This is a genomic window from Mesorhizobium sp. AD1-1, from assembly GCF_020164655.1.
Taxonomy (GTDB): Bacteria; Pseudomonadota; Alphaproteobacteria; order Rhizobiales; family Rhizobiaceae; genus Mesorhizobium; species Mesorhizobium ciceri.
Map to the genome: position 1 here is coordinate 125,659 of NZ_JAIUGP010000018.1, position 10,203 is coordinate 135,861.

The following is a 10,203-nucleotide window of genomic DNA, read 5'->3' on the forward strand; positions in this document are numbered from 1 at the left end:
AGGGAGTAGCGAATAGCGAATAGGATCTATCCAGTCGCACCGCCTTCTCTTCCCTATTCGCTACTCCCTATTCGCTATTCGCTTTCAGTGTTTCGTCGCGCGGATCGCGGCCCAGACGGTGGACGGCGAAGCCGGCATGGCAAGATCGTTGCTGCCGATGGCGTCGGTGAGGGCGTTGATCACCGCCGGCGGCGAGCCGATGGCGCCGGCCTCGCCGCAGCCCTTGATCCCCAACGGATTGCCCGGGCATGGCGTGTTCGAGGTCGAGACCTTGAACGACGGCAGATCGCCGGCGCGCGGCATGGTGTAGTCCATGTAGCTCGCGGTCAAAAGCTGGCCGCTATTGTCATAATGGGCGCCTTCGAGCAGCGCCTGGCCGATGCCTTGCGCCAGCCCGCCATGCACCTGGCCCTCGACGATCATCGGGTTGATGATGTTGCCGAAATCGTCGGCAGCGACGAACTGGACGATCTCGGTGACGCCGGTTTCCGGGTCGACCTCGACCTCGCAGATATAGCAGCCCGCCGGGAAGGTGAAATTCGACGGATCGTAGAACGCCGTCTCCTTCAGCCCGGGCTCCATGCCGCCCGGCAGGTTGTGGGCAGTGTAGGCGGCCAGCGCCATCTGGAACCACGGCACGTTCTTGTCGGTGCCGGCGACCTTCAGCGCGCCATTCTCGATGACGATATCGCCTTCGTCGGCTTCGAGCAGGTGTGCCGCGATCTTCTTGGCCTTGGCCTCGACCTTGTCGAGGGCCTTGACGATGGCCGACATGCCGACTGCACCCGAGCGCGAGCCATAGGTGCCCATGCCCATCTGCACCTTGTCGGTGTCGCCATGCACGATCGAGACCGAATCGAGCGGCACGCCGAAGCGCTCGTTGACCAGTTGCGCGAAGGTCGTCTCATGGCCCTGGCCGTGGCTGTGCGAGCCAGTCAGCACCTCGATCGTGCCGACCGCGTTGACGCGCACTTCCGCCGATTCCCAAAGGCCGACACCGGCGCCGAGCGAGCCGACGGCAGCAGACGGCGCGATGCCGCAGGCTTCGATGTAGCAGCTCATGCCAATGCCGCGCAGCAGCCCCTTCTTGGCGGCGGCGGCCTTGCGCTTGGCAAAGCCGGCATAATCCGACGCCTTCATTGCCGCATCGAGCGAAGCGGCATAGTCGCCGGCGTCATAGCACATGATGACCGGCGTCTGATGCGGAAACGCTGTGACGAAGTTCTTGCGCCGCAGCTCGGCCGGCGAGACGCCGAACTGGCGGGCCGCCGTCTCCATCATGCGCTCCATGACGAAGGTCGCTTCCGGCCGCCCTGCCCCGCGATACGCATCGACGGGCGCGGTGTTGGTATAGATCGCCTTCACATTGGCGTGGATGGCCGGGATATTGTACTGGCCCGACAGCAGCGTCGCATAGAGGTAGGTCGGCGTCGCCGACGAAAACAGCGACATATAGGCGCCAAGATTGGCCTGGGTTTCGACCTTCAGGCCGAGGATCCTGTGGTCCTTGTCGAAGGCCATTTCAGCATGGGTGTGATGGTCGCGGCCATGCGCGTCGGTCAGAAAACTCTCGGTCCGGTCAGCCACCCATTTGACCGGCACGCCGGTCTTCTTCGACGCCCACAGGCAGACGATCTCTTCGGGATAGATGTAGATCTTCGAGCCGAAACCGCCGCCGACATCGGGCGCGATCACGCGCAGCTTGTTTTCCGGCGCGACATTGTAGAAGGCGCTCATCACCAGCCGCGCCACATGCGGGTTCTGCGAGGTCGTCCAGCAGGTGTAGTGATCCTCGGCCTTGTCGTAATGGCCAAGTGCGGCGCGCGGCTCCATGGCGTTAGGCACCAGCCGGTTGTTGATGATGTCCATCTTGACCACATGGGCTGCCTTCCCGAAGGCCGCTTCCGTGTCGTCGGCATTGCCAATGTCCCAGTCGAAGATCAGATTGTTGTCCGCTTCGGGGTGGATCTGCGGCGCACCCTTGTCCATCGCCTTGGAGGCGTCGACGACGGCCTTCAACTCCTTGTAGGTGATCTCGACCGCCTCGGCGGCGTCACGCGCTTGCCCCTTGGTCTCGGCGACGACAATGACGACGGCGTCACCGACATAACGGACCCGGTCGAAGGCGAGTGGCGACCATGCCCCCATCTTCATCGGCGAGCCGTCCTTGGAGTGGATCATCCAGCCGCAGATGAGATTGCCGATGCCATCGGCCTTGAGTTCCTTGCCGGTCAGCACGCCGATGACGCCGGGCATGCCTTGGGCCTTCTTCACATCGATCTTCTTGATCTGCGCATGCGCGTGCGGACTGCGCACGAAGGCGGCGTGCTTCATGCCGGGAACCACCATGTCGTCGACATAGCGGCCGGCGCCCGTGATGAATCGTTTGTCTTCCTTGCGCGCGACCCGAGCGCCAACACCTTCAATGCCCATCAGAAATTCCTCCGGAATTTATGGGAGTAGGGCAGCAGGGGAGTAAGGGAGTAGGAAAAAGGGCCTCGTTGCGTTGGCCTTCTTGCCCTACTCCCCTACTGCCCTACTCCCATATTCCCTTGCCTAAGCAGCTTGTTTCGCCTTACCCTTCGACCCCTTCATCGTCGTCGATGCGGCGAGGATCGCCTTGACGATGTTGTGGTAGCCGGTGCAGCGGCAGATGTTGCCGTCGAGCTCGGCACGCACCGTCGCCTCGTCGAGCCCTTCGGGGTGGCGGCCGATCATGTCGGTCGCCGTCATGATCATGCCCGGCGTGCAGAAGCCGCACTGCAGCCCGTGATGTTCCTTGAAGGCGGCCTGCACCGGATGCAGGTCGGCGCCATTGGCCAGGCCCTCGATCGTCAACACGGTCGAGCCGGAGGCCTGCACCGCGAGCATCGTACAGGATTTGACCGCCTTGCCGTCGACATGGACGACGCAGGCACCGCATTGCGAGGTGTCGCAACCGACATGCGTGCCGGTAAGGCCGAGATTTTCCCGCAGGAAGTGAACCAGAAGTGTTCGGTCCTCGGCAGCACCGCTGACCCGCTTTCCGTTCACCATCAACGAAACGTCCGACATGGTCCCTCCCTGGGTATCTACCTTGGTCATCACGTTGCCAACGCGGCGTTGGCGCATCGGCCATGCGTTATTGGTACACCGCACATCGGACAAAAAACAGCACGTCGCAAACGCGGCACATTGTACTTTCGGTCATGGCCGCGCCCAAACATGCGGTGCCGGTGGCCCCATTGCCAAACCGCCGATTGAAGGCAACAATGTCGGTCGACGCCCGCGCGACAGAAGCATTTAAAAACAGCCGCGCACAAAAAAGCGTCGGAGGAAATGCGGAGAACATCGCTGGCCAATTCACAGACGCGCTATGCATGCGGCCTGTCGGCGCTCACCACGGACGAGCCCGACATGGAGGCGTTCGCCAAGGCGATCGCACTGGAAGCAGCCGCCATCGACGCGGGCTTTGCCCTGCTGTTCTTTTCCCAGAGCCTGGTCGAAGCCAGCGCCCTTTCCCAGGCGCTCATGACCCACGCGCCGGCGCTCCACCACGCCGGCTGCTCGACTGCCGGCGAGATCACGCCGCAAGGTCTCGAGGATGGTCATGTGCTGGCCATGCTGCTTCCGTCCACCGCGTTTACCGCCGTCAGCGTGATGGTCGAAAATCTGTCCTCGTCGGGTATGGACAGGATCACCGGCGAGGTCGAGACCCTGCGGCGATCGCTGCGCGCGCGCCTCGGTTGCGATCGGACCAAAGGCACTTTCGCGCTCTGCTTCATCGACGGGCTCTCCTATGCCGAAGAAGCGGTGAGTTCAGCCATCCACTGGGGCCTCGATGACATTCCGCTGCTTGGCGGCTCCGCCGGCGACGATCTGAAATTCGAGACGACGCGCCTGATCTCGAACGGCAAGGTCACCTCCGACAGCGCCATCATCGTGCTGATATCGACCGAAATTCCCTTCCATGTCTTCAAGACCGACAATTTCGTTCCCACCGACGAGAAACTGGTGGTGACGGCTTCCGATCCAGATCACCGCATCGTGCGCGAGTTCAACGCCACCAATGCGGCGCAGGAATACGCCGCGTCCGTCGGTATCGTCGCGCAGATGCTGACGCCACTGAGCTTCGCCTCGCATCCCGTGGTGGTGAAGGTGGGCGGACAATATTATTGCCGGTCGATCCAGAAAATGCATGCCGACGGCTCGCTGTCGTTCTTCTGCGCCATAGACGATGGCGTCGTGCTGTCGATCGCTCAGCCCAAGGACATGGTCGAATCGACGCGCGCCGCCCTGCGCGACGTCGAGGAGAGGCTTGGCGGTATCGACATGATCCTCGGCTTCGACTGCGTGCTGCGTCGGCTGGACGCACGCAATCGGCAGGTGTTTCGCGAGATCTCGGAACTCTACCGGGTCAACAATGTCATCGGCTTCGGCACCTATGGCGAACAGTACCGGTCGATGCATCTGAACCAGACTTTCACCGGCATCGCCTTCGGCGAGCGCCAGGCGGCGGAATAGGACGGCGCAACAAGATGCCGCTGAGGGACATAAACGATCTTGAAAAGCTGAAGAAGATCAACGCGGCACTGGTCAGCCGCGTCGAGCGCTCGATGGACCAGCAAGGCAACGCCTTTTCGCTGTTCCAGACCACGATCTCGCTGGAAAACCGGGTGCGTACACGTACCGAGGAACTTCACTCGACCTTGCGGCGGCTGGAGCAGTCGAACATTGACCTCAGTGCCGCCAAGGAAAACGCCGAACTGGCGAACCTGTCAAAAACCCGTTTCCTCGCCGCTGCCAGTCACGATGTGCTGCAGCCGCTGAATGCCGCCCACCTTTCGGTTTCGGCGCTCGCCGAAGTTCAGACCAGCGACGAGGGCAAGAAACTGGTGCGGCAGGTCGAGCGCTCGCTGGAGACGATGGAGGACCTGCTGCGAACCCTGCTCGACATCTCCAAGCTCGATGCCGGCGTGGTGCAGCCCGACATCAGCGACGTCAGCCTGGAGGCGCTGTTCTCGTCGCTCCGCTCGGATTTCCTGCCAGTGGCGGAGATGAAAGGCCTGTCGCTGAAATTCCGGCCGGTCCATGCCGTGGTCCGCTCCGACCGCACGCTGCTGCGCCGTATCCTGCAGAACATTCTCTCCAACGCGCTGGGCTATACACGCTCGGGCGGCGTGCTTGTCGGCACCAGGCATCGCGGCGACACCATCCGCATCGACGTCGCCGACACGGGCTGCGGCATTCCCGACGACCAGCGCGAGGCGGTGTTCGAGGAGTTCCACCGCGGCACCTCGCCGGCCAATGCCGAACTGGACGGTGGCGGTCTCGGGCTCGGGCTCGCCATCGTGCGCCGCATGGCCAGCGCGCTCGGTCATCCCGTGACATTCTCGTCGAAGGTCGGACGCGGCACGATCTTCCACATCGATGTACCCGTCGGCATCGGTGCGCCAGCCGATGCCATCGCCAGCGTTGCCGACATGGAACGGCCGCGCGGCTATGGCCTGTTCGGCACCAAGGTGCTGCTGGTCGAGAACGATATCGAAGTGCTGCAAGCCATGACCTTCCTGCTCGAACGCTGGCAATGCCTGGTGCGGGCCGCGACCTCGACCGACGATGCGCTCGACATGCTTGGCGACACCGACTGGGTGCCCGACATCGTCATTGCCGACCAGCATCTCGACGGCGGCGATCTCGGCACCACGACCATCGCCGAAGTCCGCGACTATCTCGGCCGCGCCGTGCCGGCGCTGATCGTCACCGCCGACAGTTCGGAAGCCGTCGCCAAGGCCGCCCGCTCCGGCGGCATCGAACTGATGCGCAAGCCGCTGAAGCCGGCCCAACTAAGGGCGCTGCTGGCGCATTTGCTGGCCTGATCACTTCTCACGCGCTATTCCGATCGTCTTGAAAGGAGCGCGTCCTCCCGCGGACAGGTCGCCGACGCGCGCTTTGTTTCGACCGCCACCTACAATGCCGTGTGCGGCCTGCCGGCAACGAAGACAGACCCGAATGGTCTCGTCAAAACCTTTACTTATGACGCCTTCTGCCGGCCCTATCAGGTCTCTCAGAGCGTCACCGGCGCCTATGCCAAGACGCGCTTCGAGAACGAGGGCAATCCGGCAACACAGGCGCTGGTCAAATATACCCCGCTGCCCAATGGCGCGAGTGGGGGCGCTGGCGAGGATTTACCCGCTCCTTCTATGACGGGCTCGGCCGGGTCTACCGCGTGGAAACCCCCGGAGAGACGGCGGCCAGTGCAAGACGCATTGCCGAGACCGACTACGATCTTCGCGGCAATGTGCTGCGTACCGCCTTCCCGAGGTTCGTCGGTGAGACGGCACAGTGGACCACCAGCAGCTATGACTGGGCCGACCGGCTGGTGAAGACGGTTTTGCCGGATGCCAGCCAGCGCAGCTATCTGCACGACATCGCGACCGCAACCGGCACACCCACCCCCCGACTTTACGGGGTGACGCTGACCGATGAGCTCGGGCATTTGACCAGAACTCCATCGACGACACGCGGTGACATTGCCGGCATCATTCGCGACGTCGGTGGCCTCAATCTGCCGGAGAGCCGCAGCTACGATCTGCTCGGTCGGCTGATCGGCGTCACCGATCCTGGCGGTTCGACCTGGACCTACACTTACGACACGCTCGGCAATCGGCTGTCGGCGTCGGACGCCGATCTGGGCACCTGGACCTATGTCTATGACACCGCCAACCGGCTGGTCAGCCAGACCGACGCCAGGGGCACGGTCACCACGCTCGCCTACGACCAGATGGACCGGCTGACGCTGAAGACGGCTACCGCGCCAGGCGGCAGTGCGGTGACGCAGACGCAGAACACCTATGATCAGGCGGCGGCTGGCTATTACAACATCGGCCAGTTGACCCGCTCGGAAAACGCGGCTGCCGTCCAGCTCTACAATTATGACGGTCTCGGCAAGGTTGCTCGCCAGGATGCCACGATCGCGGGGATCACCAACTATACGTTCAACGTCCACGACGGCTCCGGCCAGAACGTATATGTCCAGTACTTCCCTGTTCAACTCGACTTCGGTTCGAACGCCAACCGCCTGCAGTACACCGCCGGCAACAAGCTCGCCTCCGCCCCCGGCTTCATCACCTCGACGATTTACGAGGCCGATGGCCAGACCAAGGAGATCACCTACACCAATGGCGTCAAAACCTCCTTCACCTATTCGCCGACGCGGCGCTGGGTGACGCGTGTCACCACGGCACGAGGCGCCACCATCCTGCTCGACGATCAGTACGCGCGTGACAGCGTCGGCCGCATCACCGGCACCACGGGGCTGACCGCCTCCGACAGCTGGACCTATGGCTATGACAATGCCGATCGGCTGACGGCGAGCACCAATCTTGGCAATATGGCGCTCAGCGAGACTTTTGCCTATGCTGCCAACGACAATCTGACCTCACGCACCCGTGTGGCCGGCACCTACACCTATCCGGCAGCGACAGCGCCACGTCCGCATGCGCCAATAAGTGTCGGCGCCAATGCGATGGCCTATGACGCCAATGGCAATTTGGCCTCGGACGGCAGCCGAACGCTGATCTGGGACGAAGCCAACCGGTTAAAGACGGTCACGCGCGCCTCCAACACCGTCAATCTCGCCTATGGACCGGACGGAGCGCGAGCCAAGAAGTCATCGAGCTTCGCCACGACGCTTTATCCCGACGCCAATGTCGAGATCGATCCGGCGACACCGGGCGCAGAGATCTACACCCGCTATCCGCATCCCGACATCAAGGTCGTCGGCACGACCAAATACTTCCTGCACCGCGAGCATCTTGCCTCGGTGCGCCAGGTCACCGACATGACGGGCACTGTCGTCGATAGCACCAGCTACGCCACCTATGGCGAGAGCCTCAACACCGGCTTCCAGACCCAAAAGAACTACATCGGCGAACGCTTCGATCCCGAGACCGGACTGCTGTATCTCAATGCACGGTACATGGATCCGGTGCTGGGGAGGTTCATTTCGCCGGATGATTGGGATCCGACCAAGGAAGGTGTTGGCACCAACCGATATGCTTATGCTCAGAATGATCCGGTAAACAAGAGTGACGCCAATGGGCATGCCGATTTACAGGGTATCGCTAGAAGCTACATCAACCGGGAAGTCGGACCCCAAGTACAAGCCCTCGCCGACGTCGAGCAAGATGCCGCGAAAGGCGCGGCAATTGGAGGCATTGCCGCGTTAGGTGTTGGAGCTGTTGTCGCAGCGCCGGAAGCAGCGGCAGCTGTAAGTGCTGCCTTTCCTGAAGCGGCAATGTTTGCCACCGAAATGGTCGCCGCAGAGACAGGGCTGATTGCTCCGGCTGGCGCAGTTGGGGCAGTGGCGCTATCCAGGTCGGAAGCTATGAAAAAGGCCTTGGATACAGTAACAGAAAAATTAAGCTCCTCTCAGTTGTCAAGCTTTAAAAACTACATGGGTAAAGTGCCGAGCAATTCAACTGAGAATGTTTCCATATCTGTCCAAAAAGGCACTGCAACTTTTACAACCGTTTCACCTGGGAAGGTTCCCGGTTCCTATGCCACGTATGAGAAGGTGGTCGACATGAACGGAAAAACCCTAAGTTACAGCAAGAAAGTGTTCGACCCGCTTGGGGGGCTAGTTTCCAACAAAGATAAGCTATCGAAGGCTGACAGTCCTAAGTCCGGAAGCGGCGGTAGCGGATCTGACAAAGGGTCAGCGGTTAGCGTCAACGATCACGAGGTCAGCAAATGATCAACGAAGATAGGATAAAGGCGGTAAAATCTTTGATAGGATTGGAGAAACCAATAGATTCATGTATAAATGCCTTAAATACTTTTTCTTGGGATTATGATGGAGATCCTGTTATTTTAAATCGAACAGATGTTGAGAGCGTTATGAAGAGATTTCTAGATGGAAATTTGAGCAAAACTGATCTAGAAGCATGGGCAGACGCAATAGAACTTCGAGACGATATAGCATTTTATGGATCAGATGCCAATTGGATAAAGATGGTTATTACAACCCTATCGACACCGCCGCTATATGGTCCGATCACAAGAGAGAGTGTCGAGCAACTTCTCGGATTGCAGTGACAGTGTCCTTTTACCATCTTCGCCCGGCCGTCATTGTGTGTAAATTGATCACATGGCTCGCCTTGCCCGCATTATCGTTCCCGGGCTGCCACACCATGTGAAGCAACGAGGTGACGGGTAAAAGCTCAAAACCCCGCCTGATCGCGAAACAGCTCCGCATTGTCCAGCTTCGAAACGTCGATCACCGCTTGCGTGCGGCTGTAGACATTGAGCTTGCGCAGAATCTCCGAGACGTGCGCCTTCACCGTGGGAATTACGATGACAGTGCACCTTTTGCCCCGTTTGCTCGAATTACGGTGACAGTGCACTTTTTACCCTATTCGCCGGCATCACCGTAGGTAGATTAAGCACATGGCCCGCCTTGCCCGCATCGTCGTTCCCGGCCTGCTGCAACCACGTGACGCAGCGTGGCAACGGGCGCGCCAAGGTGTTTTTCACGCTGCAAGACTACGCGCTCTACAAAAACCTGCTGGTCGAGCATTGCCGTGCCGCCGGTGTCGGCATCTGGGCGTGGTGCCTCATGCCGAACCATGTGCACCTGATCCTGACGCCAGCTGACCCGGATGGCCTGCGGCGTGCGCTCGCCAAGGTGCACCGTGCCTATGCCGGGATCATCCACGCACGACAAAGGAAAACCGGGCATTTCTGGCAAGGCCGCTTCGGCGCCGTTGCGATGGACGAGGACCACCTTCTGTCGGCGGTGCGCTATGTCGGGCTGAACCCCGTGCGCGCCGGACTGGCGAGCCAGGCGGCGGATTGGCCCTGGTCAAGTGCTCGGGCACATCTGACGGGCGAGCCCGACGGCGTCACGGACCTGGGGCCGATGCAGGACAGGTTGCCGTCGTCGACCGGACTGTTCGATTTGCTCGAGACGGATGTCGCGGCGTTCGACGCCTTGCGCAAGGCCGAGAGCATCGGCCGGCCGATGGGCAGCGAGGCATTTCTGGACCGGATTTTCGGCCAAACCGGAAAGGCCGTGAAACTGCGGAAGCGAGGCAGGCGGCCAAAGGAAAATGGTGTACCGTCACCGTAATTCTTGAGCGCGGCGCCTGATGGGTTACCCTCCCCTTGATGGGGAGGGTCGGCGCGGAGCGCCGGGGTGGGGTGCGGCGCAGACCCCACCCC

The 10,203-nt window shown here is 61.2% G+C and carries 7 protein-coding genes and 1 pseudogene; 5 read left to right on the forward strand and 3 right to left on the reverse strand.

Annotated elements, in window-relative coordinates; genetic code table 11:
* Positions 1-84: 84 nt before the first annotated feature.
* Together LB519_RS27315 and LB519_RS27320 are read right to left on the reverse strand one after the other, a co-directional pair.
* The gene (locus tag LB519_RS27315) at positions 85-2,433 is read right to left on the reverse strand and encodes a xanthine dehydrogenase family protein molybdopterin-binding subunit (protein WP_013531266.1); all 2,349 of its coding nucleotides are present in this window, start codon (positions 2,431-2,433) and stop codon (positions 85-87) included.
* 123 nt (positions 2,434-2,556) lie between these two features.
* On the reverse strand, positions 2,557-3,054 hold the full coding sequence (locus LB519_RS27320; RefSeq protein ID WP_013531265.1) for a (2Fe-2S)-binding protein: 498 nt from the start codon (positions 3,052-3,054) through the stop codon (positions 2,557-2,559).
* A gap of 264 nt (positions 3,055-3,318) precedes the next feature.
* On the opposite strand from LB519_RS27320, the gene LB519_RS27325 reads away from it, so the two are divergent.
* The 4 genes from LB519_RS27325 to LB519_RS27340 all read left to right on the forward strand — a co-directional run bounded on the left by LB519_RS27325 (position 3,319) and on the right by LB519_RS27340 (position 9,078).
* Positions 3,319-4,503: an FIST signal transduction protein gene (locus tag LB519_RS27325; RefSeq protein WP_050592709.1), complete on the forward strand. Its 1,185-nt coding sequence runs from the start codon at positions 3,319-3,321 to the stop codon at positions 4,501-4,503.
* 14 nt (positions 4,504-4,517) lie between these two features.
* On the forward strand, positions 4,518-5,858 hold the full coding sequence (locus LB519_RS27330; RefSeq protein ID WP_013531263.1) for a hybrid sensor histidine kinase/response regulator: 1,341 nt from the start codon (positions 4,518-4,520) through the stop codon (positions 5,856-5,858).
* A 350-nt stretch (positions 5,859-6,208) separates the two neighbouring features.
* Positions 6,209-8,737, forward strand: coding sequence for an RHS repeat-associated core domain-containing protein (locus tag LB519_RS27335; RefSeq protein WP_224621618.1), 2,529 nt, complete (start codon positions 6,209-6,211; stop codon positions 8,735-8,737).
* Positions 8,734-9,078: a hypothetical protein gene (locus tag LB519_RS27340; protein ID WP_013531260.1), complete on the forward strand. Its 345-nt coding sequence runs from the start codon at positions 8,734-8,736 to the stop codon at positions 9,076-9,078. Before LB519_RS27335 ends, LB519_RS27340 begins: the two co-directional genes overlap by 4 nt.
* A 125-nt stretch (positions 9,079-9,203) precedes the next feature.
* On the opposite strand, the pseudogene LB519_RS27345 reads toward LB519_RS27340, so the two are convergent.
* Positions 9,204-9,326, reverse strand: a pseudogene (locus tag LB519_RS27345) (LuxR C-terminal-related transcriptional regulator); the annotation flags it as partial.
* A gap of 113 nt (positions 9,327-9,439) precedes the next feature.
* On the opposite strand from LB519_RS27345, the gene LB519_RS27350 reads away from it, so the two are divergent.
* Positions 9,440-10,111, forward strand: a complete 672-nt coding sequence (locus tag LB519_RS27350; RefSeq protein WP_224621619.1) for a transposase — start codon at positions 9,440-9,442, stop codon at positions 10,109-10,111.
* Positions 10,112-10,203 lie beyond the last annotated feature (92 nt).